Here is a 20,908-nt window from a genome sequence, read left to right as displayed (position 1 = left end):
ACGATTCACAGGTCAATGGACCCTAACCATTCTGGCGAGCTTGTCGTGACTTGTGTGAATCCCGTCGTTAAGACTTGGTTATGACCGCCTGGTCTGCTCGCCCGCGCTTGTTCGCGCTGACTTGGCCGATGCTGCTGGAGCTGCTGCTGGGCATCGGCATCGGCATCATCGGCACGGGGCTGGCCGCCCGCCTGTCCGACAACAGCGGCGCCGCCTTCGGTCTGGCCAACCAGGTCTTCGCCGCGGTCTTCGTTCTGTTCCGCGTCATTGGCGCCGGCGTCAGCGTCGCGGTCACTCAGGCCCTGGGTGCCGGCCGGCGCGACCAGGCCGACGCGGTGGCGCGCGCTGTGGTCGGCGCCAGCACCTGGCTGGGCGTGGGCGGTGCCGTCGTGGCGCTGCTGGCCGCCGGCCCCTTGCTGACGCTGGTGAACGCGCCGCCCGAGGTCGCGCCGCTGGCCAAGGTGCTGCTGCAGGCGCTGGCGCCGGCGCTGATGCTGGACGCCTGGAACGCCAATATGTCCAGCGTCATGCGCTCCCATCTGCGCAGCCGCGAGGCGCTGGCCGTCGTCATCGTCATCCAGGTCATCACGCTGGTGGTGGCCCTGCTGGCCATGCCGCGCCTGGGGCTGGTGGGTTATGCGCTGGCCTGCGCCCTGGGGCGCGGTTTCGGCCTGGCAGCGCACATCCTGCTGTGGCGCACGCGCCTGAACCTGCGCCTGCGCGCGGCGGACTGGTGGCGGCTGGTGCGCGCGCCGCTGAAGACCGTGCTGCACATCGGCATTCCCGGCGCGGCCGAGAACATCTCCTGGCGCCTGGCCTTCATGACCAGCCTGGCCGCCATCGCCCAGCTCGGCGCCCATGCGCTGGCGACGCATGCCTACACGATGCAATTCCTGCACGTGATCCTGATGTTCAGCCTGGCCATCAGCTTCGCGGTCGAGATCATGGTCGGCCACATGATCGGCGCGGGCAAGCTGCATGCGGCCAACCGCCTGGTGCGGCGTTCGCTGGCCTTGGGCATAGCTCTGGCGCTGATCGTCTCGAGTGCCTTTGCACTGGCCGGCCCTTGGCTGTTGACCCGCTTCACGTCCGACCCGGGCATCGTCGCGCTGGGCTGCACCCTGCTGTGGTGGACGGTGCTCGTCGAGCCGGGGCGCTCCTTCAACCTCGTCGTCATCAATGCGCTGCGCGCAACCGGGGATGCCCGCTACCCCGTGATGGTGGGCTCGGCCTCCATGGTCATCGTGCTGGCCGGCGGCAGCTGGTTTCTTGGGGTTTACCTGGGGTGGGGCCTGGTTGGCGTGTGGATTGCTTATGCCGCTGATGAATGGATTCGCGGCCTTTTGATGTGGCGACGTTGGGCGACACTGGGGTGGCTGCCCCATGCCCGGGCGGCTCACCGCCGGTTGCGTCATGCCAAGGCCGGGTGAATCGGTATTTTCCTACCCAGTAAAACTTGAGGGATGTTTTCTACAATGCGCCCCTTTCGCCTTGCCCGAGTCCGCCCCATGACTTCTTCTCTGCCCCGTCTTGCTGCCCTGCCGCTGTTGCTGGCGTCGGCCATGGCCCAGGCCCAGGCCCAGCAGCCCGCGGTGATCTTCGACATGGGCGGCAAGTTCGACAAATCCTTCAACCAGGCCGGCTACCAGGGTGCCGAGCAGTGGAAGAAGGAGACCGGCAAGACCTATCTCGAGTTCGAGATCAGCAACGACACCCAGCGCGTGCAGGCCATCCGCCGCATGGCCGAGCGGGGTGCCAGCCCCATCATCAGCATCGGCTTCGCCCAGGCGTCGGCCCTGCAGCAGGTGGCCAAGGACTTCCCGAAAACCCAGTTCGCCATCATCGACGCCAAGGTCGACCTGCCCAATGTGCAGTCCACGCTCTTCAAGGAGCATGAGGGCAGCTATGTGGTCGGCGCCATGGCCGCCCTGGTCAGCAAGACCGGCAAGGTCGGCTTCGTCGGCGGCATGGACATCCCGCTGATCCGCAAGTTCCAGTGCGGCTACGAGCAGGGCGCCAAGGTCACCAACCCGAAGATCGAGGTGTTCTCGAACATGACGGGCACCACGTCCACGGCCTGGAACGACCCGACGCGCGGCGGTGAACTCGCCAAGGCCCAGTTCGCCAAGGGTTCGGACGTCGTCTTCGCTGCGGCCGGCGGCACGGGCGTGGGCGTCTACCAGGCGGCCAAGGACGCAGGCAAGCTCGCCATCGGCGTGGACAGCAACCAGAACCACATCCAGCCCGGCACCATGCTGACCTCCATGGTCAAGCGCGTGGACGTCGCCGTCTACAACGTGCTCAAGGGCTGGAAGCCCGGCGTGCAGGTGCTGGGCCTGAAGGAAGGCGGCGTGGACTACGCCGCCGACGAGAACAACGCCAAGCTGCTGAACCCGGCGCTGAAGGCCAAGGTCGATGCCGTGAAGGCCGACATCATTGCCGGCAAGGTGAAGGTGGCCGACTACATGGCGGACAACGCCTGCAAATTCTGATGGCCTTGCGGGATGGACCTGTCGGCGTACCCGCCGGCAGCTTCGTCCCCCACTGATTCAGACTCAGCCTTCGCACATGACCGCTATCGCCGTCCGCCTTCAGGGTATCTCCAAGCGCTTCGGCGCCGTGCAAGCCAACCGCGAGGTGTCCTTCGACATCGCCGCGGGCGCCGTGCATGGCCTCGTCGGCGAGAACGGTGCGGGCAAGAGCACGCTGATGGCCATCCTGTACGGCTACTACCACGCCGACTCGGGAACCATCGAGGTCAACGGCCAGCAGGTTCACATCGCCAACTCGCAGCAGGCCATTGGCCTGGGCATCGGCATGGTCCACCAGCACTTCATGCTGGTCGACACGTTGAGCTGCCTGGAAAACATCATGCTGGGCGCCGAGGGCGGCTTCTTCCTCGCCGCCTCCAAGGCCAAGGTGCGCGCCAAGTTGGAAGCGCTGATGGCCGAGACCGGCCTGCAGGTCCACCTCGACGCCTTGGTCAGCGACCTGCCGGTGGGCGAACTGCAGCGGCTCGAGATCCTCAAGGCGCTGTACCGCGGCGCCAGGATCCTGATCCTGGACGAGCCGACGGCGGTGCTGACACCGCAGGAGACCGACCAGCTCTTCGTCACGCTGCGCCGCCTGAAGGAGCGCGGCACGACCATCATCCTCATCACGCACAAGCTGCGCGAGGTGATGAGCCTGTGCAGTGCCGTCACGGTGATGCGCGCCGGTCAGGTCGTCGAGACGCGCGGCATCGAGGCCTGGAGCGAGGAGTCGCTCGCCGAATCCATGGTCGGCCGCAAGGTCACGCTGGGCCGCCCGGAAGGCCTGGAAGTGCATGCCGGCGAAGTGCGGTTGCAGGCTGCCGGCCTGAGCCTGAAGCACGCCAACGGTGTGCCCGCGCTGAAGAACGTCAGCCTGACGCTGAAGGCCGGTGAGATCGTCGGCGTGGCCGGCGTGTCGGGCAACGGCCAGAGCGAGTTGCTGGAGGTGCTGTCCGGCCTGCGTGCACCCGAGGGCGGCCGGCTGGAGCTGGGCGGCCAGTCCTTCACGCCCGAGGCCTGGCTGGATACCGCCCAGGCCCGCCCGCTGCGCCTGGCCCATGTGCCCGAGGACCGGCATGCCGTGGGCCTGGTCATGAGCTTCCCGGCCTGGGAATCCGCCGTGCTGGGCTACCAGGGGCTGCCCAAGTACCGCAAGGGCGCATCCATGCACCACGCCGCCATGCGCGATGCGACCCGCGCCATGCAGGAGCGCTTCGACGTGCGCCCGCGCGACGAGAACCTGGGCTCTTCCAAGTTCTCCGGCGGCAATCAGCAGAAGCTCATCCTGGCCCGCGAGATCGGCGAGCAGCCGACCGTGCTGCTGGTGGGCCAGCCCACCCGCGGCGTGGACATCGGTGCCATCGAATTCATCCACGGCCAGTTGCGCGCCCTGCGTGACGCGGGCTGCGCCGTGCTGCTGGTCAGCAGCGAGCTGGACGAGATCCTGGCCCTGGCCGACCGCGTCGTCGTCATGAACTGCGGCCGCATCACCGGTGAGCTGGCCATCGAAGACTGCGATGAAAAACGCCTCGGCCTCTTGATGGCCGCACAAGAAGAACGAGTGGCTGCATGAGCCAACCCATCCAACTTCCCCGCTGGATCGACATCGGCCTGCTGCCGCTGTGGAACCTCGCCATCGCCCTGGTCGTGGCCGGCCTCGTCGTCATGGTCATCGGCCACAGCCCCTGGCAGGCGCTGACGGTGCTGCTCAACGGCGCCCTGGGCAGTGTGCGCGGCCTGGGCTATTCGCTCTACTACGCGACGACTTTCATCTTCACCGGCCTCGCAGTCGCGGTGGCCATCCATGCCGGCCTGTTCAACATCGGCGGCGAAGGCCAGGCGACGCTGGGCGGTGTGGGCGTGGCCTTTGTCGCGCTGTGGCTGGGCGCCAAGCTGCCGGCCATCGTGCTGTTGCCGCTGCTCGTCGTCGCCGCCGCCTTCTTCGGCATGCTGTGGGCGGCGCTGCCGGCCTATCTGCAGGCCTGGCGCGGCAGCCATATCGTCATCACGACGATCATGTTCAATTTCCTCGGCGCCGCGCTGAACGCCTATCTGCTGGTGAACTGGCTGCGGCCGGCCGGCAGCATGTCGGTCGAGTCGGCCGAGTTCGCCGAGAGCGCCCGCATGCCGGCCCTGCACCAGATCGCCGCGGCCCTGGGTTATGAGCTGCCGTCGTCGCCGCTGAACCTCAGCCTCGTCATTGCGCTGGTCGCCTGTGTCTTCGTCGGCTGGTTCCTGTGGAAGAGCGCCGCCGGCTATGCGGTGCGCTCGGTGGGCAGCGCGCCACGTGCGGCCCACTATGCCGGCATCCGCCCGCGGGCCCAGGTCATGATCGCCATGGCCATTTCCGGCGCGCTGGCCGGCATGGTGGGCATCAACGAGATCTCGGGCGTGCAGGGCAAGCTGACGCTGGACTTCGTCGCCGGCGCCGGCTTCACGGGCATTGCCGTGTCGCTGATGGGCCGCAACCATCCCGTCGGCATCATCCTCGCGTCGCTGCTGTTCGGCGTGCTCTACCAGGGTGGCGTCGAGGTGTCGTTCGAGTTGCAGGGTTTCTCGCGGGAGATGGTCGTCACGGCCCAAGGCCTGATCGTGCTGTTCTCCGGCGCGATGGCCACCGTCAGCGCGCCGCTGTTCGCTCGCCTGTATGCCGCTGTGAAGGGAGGCCGCTGATGGATGAAGTCCTGATCGCCTCGGTGATCGCGTCCACGCTGCGCGTCAGCGCGCCGCTGCTGCTGTGCGCCATGGCCGGCGTGCTGTCCGAGCGCGCCGGTGTCGTCGACCTGGGCCTGGAAGGCAAGATGCTGTTCGCCGCCTTCGCCGCTGCGGCGACGGCCTCGGTCACGCATTCCACCGCCTACGGCCTGATGGCCGCCATCGCCGTCGCCTGCGTCGCCTCGCTGCTGCACGGCTTCGCCTGCGTCAGCAACCGCGGCGACCAGGTCGTCTCCGGCGTCGCGCTGAACATGATCGCGGCCGGCCTCACGGTCGTGCTGGGCATCGCCTGGTTCCAGCAGGGCGGCCAGACGCCACCTATCGATCCCGACGTGCGCCTGACGGCCCTCGCCAAGGGCTTTGCCGAACCCCAGCCGGGCAATTGGTTCGCCTCGGTCTTCGGCCACGGCTTTCTGAGCCACAGCGTGCTGGTCTATGTCGCCTTCCTGATGGTGGCGGCGGTCTGGTTCTTCCTCGAGCGCACCCGCCCGGGCCTGCGCCTGCGCGCCGTTGGCGAGAACCCGGCCATGGTCGAAGCCGCCGGCATGTCGGTGCAAGGCCTGCGCTACCAGGCGCTGCTGATGAACGGTGTTCTCTGCGGCCTGGCGGGCTCCTATCTGACGCTGGCCCAGAACGCCTCCTTCTCGCCCAATATGACGGCCGGCCGCGGCTTCATCGCGCTGGCCGCGATGATCTTCGGCAAGTGGAAGCCGCTGCCGACGATGGCCGCCTGCCTGCTGTTCGGCTTCCTGGACGCGGTCGCGATCCGCATGCAGGGCGTGCAATTGCCTGCTGGATTGGGCGGGGGCGAAGTACCCGTGCAGCTGATCCAGGCTTTGCCTTACATCTTGACTGTGGTCCTTCTGGCTGGCTTCATTGGTTCTGCGATCGCTCCGAAGGCGCTGGGCAAGCCCTACGTGAAGGAACGCTGAGATGGAATTGAGCCAAGACCTGCTGAACCGCCTGCTCGCCGAGTCGCTGCGTGCCCGCGAGTTCTCGCATTCGCCTTACTCCAAGTACAAGGTCGGCGCCGCCATCCTGGACGAGCAGGGCCGCATCCATATCGGCGCCAACATGGAGAACGCCTCCTACCCGCAGGGCTGGTGCGCCGAGCCCTCGGCGCTGACGGCCATGATCATGGCCGGCGGCAAGCAGGCCAGGGCGGTCCTCGTGACCGGCCCGGGCCCGGGCACCATCACCCCCTGCGGCGGCTGCCGCCAGAAGCTGCGGGAATTCTCCGTGCCCGAAGAGCTCATCGTCATTGCCGGCGACCCGGGCGGCATCCGCCAACGCTGGACCCTGGCCGAACTGCTGCCCCACAGCTTCGGGCCCTCCCATCTGAATTTCTGAGGTTTCCCATGATCGACAACAAAACCCTCGACGTCGCCATCTCCGCGAGCGTCGAGAAGCTGCAATCCCTGTACGGCAGCGCGCCTGAAGTCGCCGTGGTGCTCGGCTCCGGCTGGGCCGGCGCGGTCAGTCATGTGCAGGAAGCCCAGCACCTGCCCTATACCGAGCTGCCGGCCTTCCCGCAGCCCAAGGTCGAGGGCCATGTCAACGAGATCGTCGTCGGCCACATCGGCGGCCAGCGCGTCATCTTCCTGCGTGGCCGCGCCCACACCTACGAGAGCGGCGACTGCACCGGCATGGCTGGCGCACTGCGCACGCTGAAGCGCTGGGGCGTCAAGCTGCTGCTGCAGACCAATGCCTCCGGCTCGCTGCGCGGCCACATGCCGCCCGGCAGCCTGATGCTGATCGCCGACCACATCAACGCGCCGCAACGCAGCCCGCTGGTTGGCGAGCAGGGCAGCCACCGCTTCGTCGACATGGTCAACGCCTACGACGCCGACCTGCGCAAGCATGCGCTGGCCCTGGCCAAGCGCGAGAACCTGATGCTGGGCGAGGGCACCTATTGCTGGGCGCTGGGCCCGCAGTTCGAGACGGCCGCCGAGATCCGCATGTTCGCCGCCTGGGGCGCCGACGCCRTCGGCATGAGCACCGTGCCCGAGACCATCCTGGCCCGCCACGCCGGCCTCAAGGTGATGGGCATTGCGCTGATGACCAATATGGCCGCCGGCCTGTCGGCCGAGGCGCTGACGCACGACCTGACGCTGAAGCAGGCGCAGATGTCGGGTGAGCGCGCTTCCTCCTTCCTGGCCGCGCTGGTGGCCAGCTTGCAGGGCGTCGAGCTGTGACCACCGATCTGAAGGCCGCGGCCCGTACCGCGCTGGCCTGCCTGGATCTCACCAGCCTGAACGACGCCGACACGGCCGCCGATATCGACGCGCTGTGCCGCCGCGCGCAGTCCGCTTACGGCCCGGTGGCGGCTGTCTGCGTCTGGCCGCGCTTTGTCGCCCAGGCCCGCGCCGCGCTGCCGGCGGCTATCAAGGTCGCTGCAGTCGCCAACTTCCCTGAGGGCACGCTGGATCAGCAGCGCGCGCTGGCCGATGTCGCCGAGATCGCGCAGGCCGGCGGCGATGAGGTCGACGTCGTGCTGCCTTACAAGGCCTTGATCGCCGGCGACAGCACCGAGGTTGCCGAGTTCCTTTCCGAGGTCCGCTTCGCCTCGCGCCCGCTGACGCTCAAGGTCATCATCGAATCCGGCGAACTGGCGACGCCCGAGCGCATCGCCCAGGCCACGCGCCTGGCGCTGGCGGCCGGCGCCGACTTCGTCAAGACCAGCACCGGCAAGACCAAGGTCGGCGCGACGCCCGCCGCGGCCGCCGTCATGCTCAAGGAGATCGCCGCGAGCGGTCTCTCCGCCGCGGGTTTCAAGGCCTCGGGCGGCGTGCGCTCGGTGGCAGATGCCGCCGGCTACATCGCCCAGGCCGAAGCCGCGCTCGGCGCTGCCGCACTGAACCCGCAACGCCTGCGCTTCGGCGCCAGCGGTTTGCTCACCGATATCGAATCCGTTCTCTCTGGCGCCGACTCGGTCACAACGACCTCGGCCTACTGAATCATGCTTGCCCAAGAAATCATCCGCGCCAAGCGCGACGGCCAGGCGCTCAATGAAGCGCAGATCAACCACTTCGTCCGTGGCCTCGTCGACAACTCCTGGAGTGAAGGCCAGGTGGCCGCTCTCGGCATGGCCGTGTTCCTCAAGGGCATGGGCCGCGACGAAGCGGTGCTGCTGACCCGCGCGATGATGAACTCCGGCCGCGTCATGCGCTGGCCCGACATGCCGGGCCCGGTGCTGGACAAGCACAGCAGCGGCGGCGTGGGCGACAAGGTCAGCCTGATGCTCGCGCCCATGGTGGCCGCCTGCGGTGGCTATGTGCCGATGATCGCCGGCCGCGGCCTGGGCCACACCGGCGGCACCGTCGACAAGCTCGAAGCCATCCCGGGCTACACGACGACGCCCGACCCGGCGAAGTTCGACCAGATCGTGCGCACGCTGGGCTGCGCCATCATTGGCCAGACGGCCGACCTGGCGCCTGCCGACAAGCGTTTCTACGCGACGCGCGACGTGACGGCCACCGTCGAGAGCGTGCCGCTGATCACCGCCAGCATCCTGTCCAAGAAGCTCGCTGCCGGCCTCGAGGGCCTGGCCATGGACATCAAGTGCGGCAATGGCGCGTTTGCGTCCACGCCTGAGTTCGCCAAGGAACTCGCCGAGAGCATCGTCGCGGTCGCCGGCGGCGCGGGCCTGAAGACCCGCGCGCTGATCACCGACATGAACCAGATCCTGGGTACCGATGTCGGCAACTCGCTGGAAGTCATCGAGACCATCCGCTACCTGAAGGGCGAGCACCGCGAGCCGCGCCTGCACGAGGTCACGCTGGCCTTGTGCGCGGAAATGCTGGTGCTGGGTGGCCTGGCAGCCAGCACCGCCGCTGCGCGCGTGAAGCTGCAGGCCGCGCTGGATTCCGGCGCTGCGGCCGAGAAGTTCGCCAAGATGGTCGTGGCGCTGGGCGGCCCGGCCGACCTGATGGAGCGGCCCGAGGCCTATCTGATCGCGGCTCCGGTGGTGAAGCCCGTCCTCGCGCCGCATGCGGGTGTCATCACCACCATGTCGACCCGCAATCTTGGTGTGGCCATCGTCGAGCTGGGCGGCGGCCGCCGCAAGGCAGGGGATGCCATCGACATGCGTGTCGGCTTCTCGGCAGTGAAGCCGCTGGGCACGCGCGTCGCCGCCGGCGAGCCGCTGGCGTTGATCCACGCGGCTGATGACGCCGCCGCAGACCGCGCCATCGCGTCCTATCTCGCCGCCTGTTCGCTGGGCGACGCCGACATCGCCGCCACGCCGATGGTCATGGCCGAGGTGGGCTGATGGAAGAGAAAGAGGACCCGCCGCGCCGGGCCATCAAGAGCTTCGTCACGCGCGCTGGCCGCATGGGCACGGGCCAGATCAAGGCCTTGGCCGAGCTGGGCCCGAAGTTCGTTTTGCCCTACAAGCCCGAGCGCCTGGATGCTGAAGCCGTCTTCGGCCGCAAGGCACCCCTGGTGCTGGAGATCGGTTTTGGCATGGGCGGCGCCACTGCCGAGATCGCCGGGACACTGCCCGACCACGACTTCATCGGCTGCGAGGTGCACGAACCCGGTGTCGGCGCGCTGCTCAAGCTCATCGACGAGAAGCAACTGAACAATATCCGCATCGTCCAGCACGATGCGGTCGAAGTGCTGCGCGACATGATCGGGCCCGATCTGCTGGCTGGCGTGCACATCTTCTTCCCCGACCCCTGGCACAAGAAGCGCCACAACAAGCGTCGCCTGATCCAGCCCGAGTTCGTTGCCAAGCTGGTGCAGCACATCGCGCCCGGCGGCTATCTGCATTGCGCGACCGACTGGCAGCCCTATGCCGAGCAGATGCTTGAAGTGCTGACGGCCGATCCCCATCTCCTGAATACCGCGGCCGCTGCAACGGGTTACGCTGACAAGCCCGCCTACCGCCCCCTGACCAAGTTCGAGAACCGCGGCATCAAGCTCGGACATGGTGTGTGGGATCTGGTGTTCACCAAGGAGCGCCGGGCCGCCCCAAGCTCCTTGGACCCCCTCGGGGGGCGGGCCGGGTGAAGCCCGGCCCTCGGGGCCAACAGGATTGAAACGTTGATGACGACAAGCCCACTGCACGGCAAACACATCCTGCTGGCCATGACCGGCGGTATCGCCGGCTACAAGATCGCCGAGCTGACGCGCCTGTTCGTGAAGGGCGGCGCGACGGTGCAGGTCATGATGACCGAGGCCGCCGAGCAGTTCATCACCGCGGTGACCATGCAGGCCCTGTCCGGCCGTGCTGTCTACACCAGCCAGTGGGATGCGCGGCCCGACAACAACATGGCCCACATCAACCTCAGCCGCGAGGCCGATGTGATGTTGGTGGCGCCTGCCAGCGCCGACGCCATCGCGGCCCTGGCGCAGGGCAGGGCGGACGACCTCGTCAGCCTGACCGCGCTGGCGCGCCGCATCGCTGAGTGCCCGCTGCTGGTCGTGCCGGCGATGAACCGAGAGATGTGGGCTCACCCCGCCACGCAGCGCAATGTCGCGCAGCTCAAGGCCGACGGCGCCACCGTCATCGGCCCGGCCAATGGCGACCAGGCCTGCGGCGAGATCGGCGATGGCCGCATGCTGGAGGCGCAGGAGATCTTCGACGACGTCGAGGCCTTCCTGGCCCCCAAGCCCTTGCGCGGCAAGAAGCTGCTCATTACCGCCGGCCCGACCTTCGAGCCCATCGACCCGGTGCGCGGCATCACCAACCACAGCAGCGGCAAGATGGGTTTCGCCATTGCCCGCGCCGCCGCGGAGGCGGGTGCCGAGGTCACGCTGGTGGCCGGCCCGGTGCACCTGCCCACGCCGCGCGGCGTGCAGCGCATCGATGTGCAAAGCGCCCAGCAGATGTACGACGCGGTGTTGCCGCAGGCCGCGCACCAGCATGCCTTCATCGCGAGTGCGGCCGTCGCCGACTGGCGCCCCGCGCAGTCGCACGAGCACAAGATGAAGAAGGCCGAAGGCGGCGCGACGGCACCAACCATCGCCATGACGGAGAACCCCGACATCCTCGCGGCCGTCGCCAGGCTGCCCAAGCCGCCCTACTGCGTTGGTTTTGCCGCGGAGAGCGAGAAGCTCGCCGAGCACGCCGACGCCAAGCGCCGCCGCAAGGGCATCCCGCTGATCGTCGCCAACCTCGGCCCGGCCACCTTCGGCCGCGACGACAACGCGCTGCTGCTCATCGACGAGCAGGGCCAGCGCGAGCTGCCGCGCGCAGACAAGCTCAGCCTCGCGCGCGAGCTGATTCAAGAACTCTCCAAGCGACTCTGATGACCCCGATTGACCTGCAAGTGCTCGACGCCCGCATGGCCGAGCAGATCCCCGCCTACGCCACGCCCGGCAGCGCCGGCCTGGACCTGCGCGCCTGCCTCGACGAGGCGATCCAGCTGGCGCCCGGCCAGACGACGTTGATCCCGACCGGTTTGGCCATCCACATCGGCGACCCGGGCCTGGCGGCCATCATCCTGCCGCGCTCTGGCCTGGGCCACAAGCACGGCATCGTGCTGGGCAACCTGGTCGGCCTGATCGACAGCGACTACCAGGGCCAGCTGATGGTGAGCTGCTGGAACCGCGGCCAGACCGAGTTCACCATCCAGCCCTTCGAGCGCATCGCGCAACTCGTCATCGTGCCGGTCGTGCAGGCGACCTTCCGCCGCGTCGACAGCTTCGACTCGTCCGAGCGCGGCGCGGGCGGTTTCGGCTCGACCGGCAAGGCATAAAAAAGGCGCCGTGAGGCGCCCTTGAATTAGTGAATCGGCTCGTCCGGCGGTGCGCCCGTCTGCACCATGAAGATGGGCTCGCCGACCGAGCCGGCCTGCGCCTCTTGCTCGGTCGCCGCACGCACGTCCAGCAGGGTCAGGTGCATGCGCAGGCCAATGCCCGCCAGCGGGTGGTTGCCGTCCAGCACCACATGCTCGGGATAGACCTCGGTGACGGTGTAGACGACGTCCTCGGGCATGCCTTCGGTGGCCGCGCCTTCGGGCAGGCCTTCGATCTGCAGGCCGGGTTCGACGCCGTCCGGGAACAGGCCGCGCGCCTCGAAGCAGACGAGGTTGGAGTCGTAGTCGCCGAAGGCCTCCTCGGGCTGGAGTGCGAGGTCGGCCTCGAAGCCGACTTCCTGGCCCTCCAGCGCAGCCTCGACCTTGGCGAACAGGTCTTCGCCGCCATACAGGAATTCCATGGGCTCGGCCAACTCATCGATGAGCTGGCCCTGGGCATCTTCAAGTCTCCAACGCAGGGAGACGACACAGGGGCGGGTCACTTGCATGGCGGCAATTTTCCCACACCGCCCTCGGCACAATGTCCGCATGCAGATCGCACTCCCAACTCCCATGCTCGCCGGCCTCAGCCCGGCGCAGTTCATGCGCAAGCATTGGCAGAAAAAGCCCTTGCTCGTGCGCCAGGCCTTCGACGCCGCCACGCCGCCCGCCTCGCTGAAGGAATTGGCCGCGCTCGCCGCGCGCGACGACGTCGAATCCCGCCTCGTCACGGCCTTTGACGGCGACTGGAAACTCAAGCAAGGCCCCATTGCGCGCTTGCCGGCCATGAGCAAGCCCGGCTGGACGCTGCTGGTGCAGGGCCTGGACCAGCACCTGGCCGAGGCGCGCGCGCTGCTGGACCTGTTCCGCTTCGTGCCCGATGCGCGCGTGGACGACCTGATGCTGTCGGTCGCCAGCGACGGCGGCGGTGTCGGCCCGCATTTCGATTCCTACGACGTCTTCCTGATCCAGCTGGCCGGGCAGCGCCGTTGGCGCATCGGCGCCCAGCGCGATGCGGTTCTGCGCGAAGACGTGCCGCTGAAGATCATTGCCAACTTCAAGGCCGAAGAGGAATTCCTGCTGGAACCCGGCGACATGCTCTATCTGCCACCCGGCTGGGCGCATGACGGCGTCGCGGTCGGCCCCGGCTGCATCACCGGCTCGGTGGGCTTTCGCGCCTCCAGCGTCGAAGGCCTGGCAGCCGAGCTGCTGCCGCGCCTGCTGGACGACGTCGACAGCGCGGGCAGGCTCTATGCCGACCCGCGCCAGGACGCGACCGCGGAGCCGGCCCGCGTGCCCGCCGCCCTGCTGGACTTCGCGCGCCGCGCTGTCGAGGCCGCCGTGCAGCGGCCCCAGGCACTGGAGCGGGCCCTGGGTGAGGCGCTGACCGAGCCCAAGGCCACGGTCTGGTTCGAGCCCGGCGAGCCGCTGCCGCAGGGGCAGGGCGCCATGCTCGACCGCCGCAGCCGCATGCTTTACGACGCTGCCCATGTCTTCCTGAACGGCGAGAGTTTTCGCGCCGGTGGCCGCGACGCGGCGTTGATGCGCTCCCTGGCCGACAACCGGGCGCTGAGCGCCGCCGAAGTCGGGCGCCTGTCGGCCGATGCGCGCGAACTGCTGGATCAATGGACTGAGGACGGTTGGGTGCAGCCGCAGATGCCATGAACGCACAAAACTTTGCCAGCCGCGCGGACTTCCAGCGCCTGCTCGTCGAAGCCCTGGCCTGGGTCAGCGAACAAGGCTGCCGTGAGCTGCATGCCTGGGATGCAGGCTTTGTCGACTGGCCGCTGTCCGATGCCACCGCGCTGGCTGCGCTGACCAGTTGGGCCCGGACGGGCCGCCAACTGCATCTGCTGGCCCTGCAGTACGACGACGTGGTGCGCCGCCACCCCCGCTTCGTGCGCTGGCGCCGCGACTACGCGCATTGCGTGACCGCCCGCGCCATCGACCCCGAAGTCAGGCTGGAAGTGGCGCCCGAGAGCATGCTGCTGGCCGTCGGGGCCGATTCAACCTTGAGCTTGCGGCTTTTCGACCGTCATCTATGGCGTGGCGAAGTCAGCCTGGACTCCGCCGAGCGCCTGCGCGGCCTGGAATGGTTTGATGCCCTGGCACAACGCTCCAGCGACGCATTTGCGCCCACGACTTTGGGACTGTGAGTGCATATGACATGCAAACCCCTATAATCACGGGCTAGGCGGGGGAAGCGCTCGAGGTTTTCCGCGTCTTGTTCTGTCGGGGTCGGCCGTTGGTGTGCAAAAAGCACTGGCGCACGACCCCAAAATTATGGTGTGCACCGTCGTTTAAACGTTTGAGGACAAGTATGAATAAGTCGATCCTGTTGGCTTCCCTGTTGGCTGTTGCTGCTCTGACCGCTTGCAGCAAGAAGGAAGAACCCAAGGTTGAAGCCCCCGTGGCTGCCCCGGTTGCTGCTGCCGCTTCGGAAGCCGCTTCGGCTGTTGCCGATGCCGCTTCGGCCGCTGCCAGCGCTGTTGCCGACGCTGCTGCGTCCGCCGCTTCGAAGTAATCGCTTCGTCCCCACGGAAAAAGCCGTCGCTGCGCAAGCAGCGACGGCTTTTTTCTTTCAATCTGGCTTTTTTCGGCCGCGATTACAAAACTTTGCGCCGGTCGATTCCGGGCTGACCTCAGTTCAGGGCCAGCCAGTCCAAACCCAAGGTCGGGTGGGCGACGCGAATATCTGATTCGGCCTCGCCGAGCGCGGCGGCCATTGCGGCGCGTGCCAGTTCGGGTGTGTTGTTGTGCTCGCTGAGATGGGCGGCGGCGACCGTCTGCAGGCCTGCATGCAGGCAGCGGCTCAGCAAGTCGGCGGCGGCGGCGTTCGACAGGTGGCCATGGCTGCCGAGGATGCGCTTCTTGAGCGCCGGGTGATACGGGCCGCTGCGCAGCATGCCCTCGTCGTGGTTGAACTCGAGCAGCAGGGCGCGGCATCCCGCCAGCGCCTGCGCCACGCCGGCCGGTGCGCTGCCCAGGTCGGTCACGATACCCAGGCGCAGTGCGCCGTCGTCCAGCACCAGTTGCAGCGGCTCATTGGCGTCGTGAGGCACCGAGAAGGGGCTCAAGGCCATATCCCCCATCGCCATGACCTCGCCATCCCTGGCGATGCGCAGCAGGGTCGGGTCGAAGTCGGCGTTGCCGACTGCCCGCCAGGTGCCGCGGCTCATGATCAGCGGCAGCCGAAAGCGCGTCGCGAAGGCGAGTGCGCAGCCGATGTGGTCGCCATGCTCGTGGGTGATGAAGACGGCGTCGACGTCTTCAGGGGCGCAGCCCGCGCGAGCCAGCCGCCTGACCAGCTCGCGGACGCTGAAGCCGGCATCGACGAGCAGTCGCGTGCTCGTGATGCCCTGGCTGGCCTCGACCAGTGTCGAGTTGCCGCCGCTGCCGCTGCCGAGGCTGCAAAAGCGCATCACGGCAGCGACTTCCGTGCAGCAGCGAGGCTTACTTCAGGTCATCCATCAGCAGGCTGAGGATGCGCTTGGCGTTGTCGTCCGCGATGGCCTGGCCACGGTCGTCCAGGATGCGCACCGTGCTCTTGACGCCCTCGGCCTTGACGGCGACGCGGTAGCGCACCGGCGTGGCGGCCTTGGCGCCGAAGAGACGCTGGAAGAAGTTGGGCTCGTCCTTGCCGGCCTGCTCGGGGTCGGCGTAGCGCAGGTAGAAGAGGCCGGCGGCGCGGTCGCGGTCTTCGATGGTGAAGCCATGGCGGTCCAGCGACAGGCCGACGCGGCGCCAGGCGCGCTCGAAGCCGTCGTTGACGCTGAGGCTGTCGGGCACCTCGGACAAGGGGCGACGGGCGGCTTGGGCTTCGCCGCCGACCCTCAGCGTGCTGGGCGTCGTGGCCGCGGCGGGCGAGCCCGCTTCGGCGACGATGGTCTTGGCAGCGTCTTCCTTGCCGCCGAGCTTGAGCATCAGGCGCGACAGCATCTCGGCTTCGAGATAGGGGTCGGCCGGACGGTTCTGCCAGGCGGTGGATTCACGGCCCTGCGAGGTGTAGACCTCCTGCATGCCGCGGTGGCTGATGAAGATGTCGGTGCCGGTGGAACTGCGCTCCACACGGGTGCGGTACATGTCGCGCTCACCGGTGGAATACAGGCCGTCGAAGACCTTGCCGATGGTGGAGCGGATGAAGTCCTGCGGCAACTTGGCGCGGTTCTCGCCCCAGTTGGTCTCCATGGTGCCGACCTCGGGCTGCTCCTTGACGACCTCAAGGCCGCGTTCCTGCCAGAAATTGCGGATCTGCGGCCAGAGTTGTTCCGGCGTGGCCGAGGTGTGCAGCCAGCGCTCGGCGCCGCTGCGTTCCAGGCGCACATCGCCAGTGGCATTGGCGGCCACGCTGCCGGCCACCAGGGACTGGGCGTTGACCGAGTTCGCCGGCTTGACGGCGGACAGGGCCGAGGCGGTGATGGAGCCGCCCTGCACCTGGGCGCGGTTGTCCTTGGCGAGCTGGGTCAGATCGGGCGGGACGTCCAGGCCCTGGGTCTGGCGGGAGGCGGCCTTGTAGTCGACCTTGTCGGTCGAGAACATGCTGTCGATGGTGCTGCAACCGGCAAGCGACAGAACAAAGGCCGTGCAGGCCAGACGGGTCGCCGTGGGGCGGAGCGAGGAAACAGACATCACGCTGGAAATCTCCGGGGAACTAGAACGCCGGACAAGGCCGGCGCAGCCGCGCATTAGACCAGAGCCTTCAGAGCAATCCGGCTTCGACCATGGCCTGGCCAACGCTGGCCTGGCCGGCGCTGGTGAGCGGGGTGATGGGCAGGCGCAGCGCACCGCCGCAACGGCCCAGGCGGGACAGGGCCCACTTGGCCGGGCCGGGGCTGGGTTCGCAGAACAGCTGCTTGTGCAGGCCAAGCAGCTGCAGGTGCACCTTGCGGGCCTCGATGGCATTGCCTTCGATGGCCAGGCGGCACAGCTCGGCCATCTGGCGCGGCGCGACATTGGCCGTGACGCTGACGTTGCCGTGGCCGCCGAGCAGCATCAGGGCCACGGCCGTGCCGTCGTCACCCGAGTAGATGTGAAAGCCCGCAGGCGCATGCTTGATCAGGAAGGCCGCGCGCTCGATGTTGCCGGTGGCTTCCTTGACGCCGAAGACGCCGGGCAGGCTGGCGCAGCGCAGCGTGGTCTCGGGTGCCATATCGGCGACGGTGCGGCCGGGCACGTTGTAGAGCATCATGGGGATGTCCACGGCCTCGGCAATCGCCTTGAAGTGCTGGTAGATGCCCTCCTGCGAGGGCTTGTTGTAGTAGGGCACGACGGACAGCGTGCAGTCCGCGCCGACTTCCTTGGCGTAGCGGCTCAGCTCGATGGCCTCGGCCGTGGAGTTGGCGCCGGTGCCGGCCAGGATGGGGATGCGGCCCTTGGCGTGCTCGACCGCGACACGGATGATTTCGCGGTTTTCTTCCATGCTGACCGTGGGCGACTCGCCGGTCGTGCCGACGACGCCGACGCAGGCGGTGCCTTCCTCGACATGCCAGTCGATGAGGCGGCGCAGGGCGGGGTAGTCGATGCTGCCGTCCTCGTTCATCGGGGTGACGAGGGCGACGATGCTGCCGAGGATGGGCTTCATGGTGGGAATTTCTTGAGGAATCTGGCGATTTTAGGCTGCCCGAGTCACAACTCTGGCGGCCGAATCGCCGCAACGCGCTGGACGAAGCGTGGGTTGACGCCATCTTCGAACAGGTCTTCGTAAGCCACGATGCGCCAGTCCGCGCAAACGCGCAGCAACTCGCCGCGCTGCAGCAGGAAATCGGGCCGTGACGGCCGGCCGATGGTCTGCTGGCCGTCGGCGAAGGTCTCCCAGATCAGCCAGCCGCCCGGCCTGACGGCGGCCCGGATGTCATCGAACAGCGGCCGCCAGAGGTAGTTGCAGACGACGACCAGGTCGAACTCGCGATCCGACAGCGGCCAGCGGCTGTTCTCGATGTCGGCGGTCACGATCTCGGCCAGGGCCTGCAGCGGCGCCGTGGCGGCCGCGTCGCGATCGACGCCCGTGACCTGCCAACCCGTGCCCACCAGCCAGTGCAGATTGCGCCCCGACCCACAGGCCACGTCCAGGGCGGCGCCGGGCGGCGTGGGCGCCAGACGCCGCAGCCAGGCGGAGGCTTCGATGCTCATCCGAAGCAAGCCCAGATCTGCTCGCTGAGCTGGACCATGACGGCGGGGTGGCGGTAGGCCAGCACGGTGGCCGCCAGCACGGCGACGGCCAGCGTCGGCCAGAGCCAGCGGCCGGGCTTCATGCCGGCTGCGCCTGTACCGAACGCGGGATGGGTGTCTCCCGCACCGGCAGGTTGGCCAGCATCGCCATGATGCCCAGCGCCACGGCCAGCCACCAGACGACGTCGTAGCTGCCGGTCGCGTCGTAGAGGCGACCGCCCAGCCAGACGCCCAGGAAGCTGCCGATCTGGTGGCTGAAGAAGACGAAGCCACCGAGCATGGACAGGTGCTGGGCGCCGAAGATCTGCGCGACGACGGCATTCGTCGGCGGTACCGTGGACAGCCACAGGAAGCCGATGACGGCGGCAAAGATGTAGACGCTCATCGGCGTCAGCGGCACCGAGATGAAGGTCACGATGGCCACGGCGCGCAGGCCGTAGATGGCCGACAGCAGATAGCGTTTCGGATAACGCTGGCCCAGCGAGCCGGCCGCATAGGTGCCGAAGATGTTGAACAGGCCGATCAGCATCAGCGCGCCGGTGGACACCTCGATGCCCAGGCCATGGTCCTTCAGATAGCTCGGCAGGTGCACGCCGATGAAGACGACCTGGAAGCCGCAGACGAAATAGCCCAGCATCAGCAGCTGGAAGCTGCGGTAGCCGAAGGCTTCGCGCAGCGCCTGGCCGATGCTCTGGTGCGTGCCGCTGAAGGCCGCCATGCTGCGCTCGCGCACACCCAGAGCCAGCGGCACGATCAGCAGGGCGGCGCCCGCGAGCAGGACCAGCGCCGTCTGCCAGCCGAGGTGGCTGATCAGCCAGGTCTCGATGGGGATCATGACGAACTGGCCAAAGGAGCCCGCCGCCGCCGCGACGCCAAAGGCCCAGGAGCGCTTCTCCGGCGACACCGTGCGGCCCAGCACGCCGTAGATGACGGCATAGGTCGAGCCCGACTGGGCGATGCCGATCAGCACGCCGGCGCTCAGCGTGAACGTCAGCGGGTGGCTGGTCACCGCCATCAGCAGCAGGCCCAGCGCATAGGTCAGGCCGCCCATCACCAGCACCTTCCAGGCGCCGAAGCGATCGGCCAGCATGCCGGCGATCGGGCCGGCGGCGCCCCAGGCCAGGTTCTGCACCGCCAGCGCGAAGGAGAAGGTCTCCCGCGTCCAGCCCCGCTCCGTGATGATGGGCTGCAGCCAGAAGCCGAAGCCGTGGCGGATGCCCATGGACAGCGTGACGATGAGGGCGCCGCAGAGCAGCACTTGCTGGACGGACAGTCCAGTGGAGGCGGAGCGGGGGGTATTCATGGCGGCTGACTGTAATCAGCGCCGCTTGGCCTTGCTCTGCGTCTTGGCTTTGGCGCTGGTGCCCGCTTTCTTCTTGGCGGCGGCCTTCTTCGGCGGCTCGGCCGTCGACGTGCTGGCCTGCGAGCTGGACGCGGCCACGTCCGCCAGTCGGGTCAGCAGCCGGCCCTGCTTGACGCGCAGCATCGGCATGTCGACCTGGGCCAGGTCGGCCAGCGGGTCGCTACCCAGCACGAGGAAGCTGGCCTCGCAGCCCGGCTCGAAGCAGCCCAGCCTGCGGCCGGGGAAGAGGGCGCGCGGCGTGTCCTGCGTGGCCAGGCGCAGCAGCGTCGCGCGGTCCAGGCCGAGGTCGTCCAGCGCGTGCAGTTCGGCGCGGGCCGTGGCGATGAAGACGTCGGAGCCGATCAACAGCGGCACGCCGGCGGCCTGCAGTCGGGCCAGGTTGCCGCGCTGGATCTCGCGCATCGCCGCCAGCGCTGCGGCGTCGAGCTTGAAGAGGGCGGTGGCCGCCGTCGTCGTGATGACGGCCGTGCGCTGGCGTGCGGCCTGGGCCGCGGCCGCCTCGCTGATCGTGAAGCGCTCGGGGGCCTCGTCGAGCGTGTTGGCATAGCCGGGCAGATGGGCGATGGCGTCGACGCCGGCGGCCAGGGCGGCGTCGAAGTCAGCCGCCGTCTCGACATGGGCGACGACGCGCCGGCCGTCGGCGTGGGCCAGGCGCGTCAGCTCGGACGCCGTGTCGGGCCTCAGGCCGAGGCGGCCGAACATGGCGGGTTGCTGCCGCAACTCGGGGCGCTCGCTGTGGGCCAGCACGATGCGCAGCCAGCCGCCGCCGCGTGCCTTGATGACCGGCCATTGGGCGATGGCCTGCTCGGGGCTGTCGACCAGGACGATCTGGTTCTGCGCCGCCGCCGCTTCGGCGCTGGGCTCGGGCAGCACAGCGGCCAGGGGGTAGCCGTCAGGCGAGGTGATGCAGGCGGTCACGAAGCTGACGTCGGGCGCGGCCGGCGTGGCCGCCAGCGGCCTCACCTCGGCGACGCCGGCGGGGTCGCCACACAGCATGGCCGCGTAGAAAACGCCTTCGTCGATGTATTTGTCCGCGAACTGGCCCCAACCCCAGGCCGTCTGCAGGTTGTGGTTGTGCGCCTCCGCCAGCGGGGCTATGAGCACCTGGCCGCGCATGTCCATCTTGCGGTTGACCTTGGCCGGCTTCCTGGCGACGAACACGCCGTTCTCGACGTAGAGGTTGCCGCGCTGGATCTGCCGGCCGTCGAACCAGCGGGCGTTCTTCAGTTCCCAGGACAGCGGGGCGCTGGCCTGGTAGGGCTGTTGCGGGGGCTGCGGCGTCTGGGCCTGTGAAAAACTACAGGTCAGCAACAAGCAAGTGATCAGGAATCTCAAGCGGCAGGACTCGTTTTCGAGGGCCGCGAATCCTACTTCTTAGAATCCCGCCC

23 protein-coding genes are annotated in these 20,908 nt (G+C 68.2%); 15 read left to right on the top strand and 8 right to left on the bottom strand.

The window, feature by feature from the left end; all coding sequences use genetic code 11:
- The first annotated feature begins 80 nt into the window (after positions 1-80).
- The 12 genes from AC1DW3_RS19000 to dut all read left to right on the top strand — a co-directional run bounded on the left by AC1DW3_RS19000 (position 81) and on the right by dut (position 11,950).
- Entirely contained in the window at positions 81-1,430 is a 1,350-nt protein-coding gene (locus tag AC1DW3_RS19000) for an MATE family efflux transporter (protein WP_477933760.1), read from the top strand.
- A 78-nt stretch (positions 1,431-1,508) separates the two neighbouring features.
- On the top strand, positions 1,509-2,492 hold the full coding sequence (locus AC1DW3_RS18995) for a BMP family lipoprotein (RefSeq protein ID WP_477933758.1): 984 nt from the start codon (positions 1,509-1,511) through the stop codon (positions 2,490-2,492).
- A gap of 76 nt (positions 2,493-2,568) precedes the next feature.
- The gene (locus tag AC1DW3_RS18990) at positions 2,569-4,104 is read left to right on the top strand and encodes an ABC transporter ATP-binding protein (protein WP_477933756.1); all 1,536 of its coding nucleotides are present in this window, start codon (positions 2,569-2,571) and stop codon (positions 4,102-4,104) included.
- Positions 4,101-5,204: an ABC transporter permease gene (locus AC1DW3_RS18985; protein WP_477933754.1), complete on the top strand. Its 1,104-nt coding sequence runs from the start codon at positions 4,101-4,103 to the stop codon at positions 5,202-5,204. The genes AC1DW3_RS18990 and AC1DW3_RS18985 overlap by 4 nt, the downstream gene beginning before the upstream one ends.
- Complete coding sequence (locus tag AC1DW3_RS18980) at positions 5,204-6,178, top strand: ABC transporter permease (protein WP_477933752.1); 975 nt, start codon at positions 5,204-5,206, stop codon at positions 6,176-6,178. Before AC1DW3_RS18985 ends, AC1DW3_RS18980 begins: the two co-directional genes overlap by 1 nt.
- A 1-nt stretch (position 6,179) precedes the next feature.
- On the top strand, positions 6,180-6,596 hold the full coding sequence (gene cdd / locus AC1DW3_RS18975) for a cytidine deaminase (RefSeq protein WP_477933750.1): 417 nt from the start codon (positions 6,180-6,182) through the stop codon (positions 6,594-6,596).
- An 8-nt stretch (positions 6,597-6,604) separates the two neighbouring features.
- Complete coding sequence (locus AC1DW3_RS18970; RefSeq protein WP_477933748.1) at positions 6,605-7,441, top strand: purine-nucleoside phosphorylase; 837 nt, start codon at positions 6,605-6,607, stop codon at positions 7,439-7,441.
- On the top strand, positions 7,438-8,202 hold the full coding sequence (gene deoC, locus AC1DW3_RS18965; protein ID WP_477933746.1) for a deoxyribose-phosphate aldolase: 765 nt from the start codon (positions 7,438-7,440) through the stop codon (positions 8,200-8,202). The genes AC1DW3_RS18970 and deoC overlap by 4 nt, the downstream gene beginning before the upstream one ends.
- Positions 8,203-9,516, top strand: coding sequence for a thymidine phosphorylase (gene deoA, locus AC1DW3_RS18960; RefSeq protein WP_477933864.1), 1,314 nt, complete (start codon positions 8,203-8,205; stop codon positions 9,514-9,516).
- The gene (gene trmB, locus AC1DW3_RS18955) at positions 9,516-10,259 is read left to right on the top strand and encodes a tRNA (guanosine(46)-N7)-methyltransferase TrmB (RefSeq protein WP_477933744.1); all 744 of its coding nucleotides are present in this window, start codon (positions 9,516-9,518) and stop codon (positions 10,257-10,259) included. The genes deoA and trmB overlap by 1 nt, the downstream gene beginning before the upstream one ends.
- A 36-nt stretch (positions 10,260-10,295) precedes the next feature.
- Positions 10,296-11,501 (top strand): bifunctional phosphopantothenoylcysteine decarboxylase/phosphopantothenate--cysteine ligase CoaBC, encoded by a 1,206-nt coding sequence (coaBC, locus tag AC1DW3_RS18950; RefSeq protein ID WP_477933742.1) that lies wholly within the window; start codon positions 10,296-10,298, stop codon positions 11,499-11,501.
- On the top strand, positions 11,501-11,950 hold the full coding sequence (gene dut, locus AC1DW3_RS18945) for a dUTP diphosphatase (protein ID WP_477933740.1): 450 nt from the start codon (positions 11,501-11,503) through the stop codon (positions 11,948-11,950). Before coaBC ends, dut begins: the two co-directional genes overlap by 1 nt.
- Positions 11,951-11,976: 26 nt before the next feature.
- On the opposite strand, the gene AC1DW3_RS18940 is transcribed toward dut, so the two are convergent.
- The gene (locus tag AC1DW3_RS18940; RefSeq protein WP_477933738.1) at positions 11,977-12,498 is read right to left on the bottom strand and encodes an FKBP-type peptidyl-prolyl cis-trans isomerase; all 522 of its coding nucleotides are present in this window, start codon (positions 12,496-12,498) and stop codon (positions 11,977-11,979) included.
- Positions 12,499-12,538: 40 nt separating this feature from the next.
- On the opposite strand from AC1DW3_RS18940, the gene AC1DW3_RS18935 reads away from it, so the two are divergent.
- The 3 genes from AC1DW3_RS18935 (at position 12,539) to AC1DW3_RS18925 (ending at position 14,513) form a co-directional block, all read left to right on the top strand.
- Positions 12,539-13,654 carry a JmjC domain-containing protein gene (locus AC1DW3_RS18935; RefSeq protein ID WP_477933736.1) on the top strand — a complete coding sequence of 372 codons (1,116 nt, stop codon included), beginning with the start codon at positions 12,539-12,541 and terminating at the stop codon, positions 13,652-13,654.
- The gene (locus tag AC1DW3_RS18930; protein ID WP_477933734.1) at positions 13,651-14,145 is read left to right on the top strand and encodes a hypothetical protein; all 495 of its coding nucleotides are present in this window, start codon (positions 13,651-13,653) and stop codon (positions 14,143-14,145) included. The genes AC1DW3_RS18935 and AC1DW3_RS18930 overlap by 4 nt, the downstream gene beginning before the upstream one ends.
- 164 nt (positions 14,146-14,309) lie before the next feature.
- Positions 14,310-14,513, top strand: coding sequence for a hypothetical protein (locus AC1DW3_RS18925; RefSeq protein WP_477933732.1), 204 nt, complete (start codon positions 14,310-14,312; stop codon positions 14,511-14,513).
- 118 nt (positions 14,514-14,631) lie between these two features.
- On the opposite strand, the gene AC1DW3_RS18920 is transcribed toward AC1DW3_RS18925, so the two are convergent.
- The 7 genes from AC1DW3_RS18920 to AC1DW3_RS18890 form a co-directional block, all read right to left on the bottom strand.
- Entirely contained in the window at positions 14,632-15,414 is a 783-nt protein-coding gene (locus AC1DW3_RS18920; protein ID WP_477933730.1) for an MBL fold metallo-hydrolase, read from the bottom strand.
- A gap of 28 nt (positions 15,415-15,442) precedes the next feature.
- A complete protein-coding gene (gene bamC / locus AC1DW3_RS18915; RefSeq protein ID WP_477933728.1) occupies positions 15,443-16,618 on the bottom strand; it encodes an outer membrane protein assembly factor BamC in 1,176 nt (391 codons plus the stop codon).
- Between the two features lie 70 nt (positions 16,619-16,688).
- The gene (dapA, locus tag AC1DW3_RS18910; RefSeq protein WP_477933726.1) at positions 16,689-17,570 is read right to left on the bottom strand and encodes a 4-hydroxy-tetrahydrodipicolinate synthase; all 882 of its coding nucleotides are present in this window, start codon (positions 17,568-17,570) and stop codon (positions 16,689-16,691) included.
- 44 nt (positions 17,571-17,614) lie between these two features.
- Positions 17,615-18,118, bottom strand: a complete 504-nt coding sequence (locus AC1DW3_RS18905) for a class I SAM-dependent methyltransferase (protein ID WP_477933724.1) — start codon at positions 18,116-18,118, stop codon at positions 17,615-17,617.
- Positions 18,115-18,240 (bottom strand): hypothetical protein, encoded by a 126-nt coding sequence (locus tag AC1DW3_RS18900; protein ID WP_477933722.1) that lies wholly within the window; start codon positions 18,238-18,240, stop codon positions 18,115-18,117. Before AC1DW3_RS18900 ends, AC1DW3_RS18905 begins: the two co-directional genes overlap by 4 nt.
- On the bottom strand, positions 18,237-19,460 hold the full coding sequence (locus AC1DW3_RS18895; RefSeq protein ID WP_477933720.1) for an MFS transporter: 1,224 nt from the start codon (positions 19,458-19,460) through the stop codon (positions 18,237-18,239). The genes AC1DW3_RS18900 and AC1DW3_RS18895 overlap by 4 nt, the downstream gene beginning before the upstream one ends.
- A 15-nt stretch (positions 19,461-19,475) precedes the next feature.
- Positions 19,476-20,855, bottom strand: coding sequence for an amidohydrolase family protein (locus AC1DW3_RS18890; RefSeq protein ID WP_477933718.1), 1,380 nt, complete (start codon positions 20,853-20,855; stop codon positions 19,476-19,478).
- Between the last annotated feature and the right edge of the window lie 53 nt (positions 20,856-20,908).

It is taken from the genome of Roseateles sp. P2_H4 (assembly GCF_056403315.1).
The sequence above is the reverse complement of the archived record's forward strand: the minus strand, read 5'-3'. Positions and strand labels throughout refer to the sequence as shown.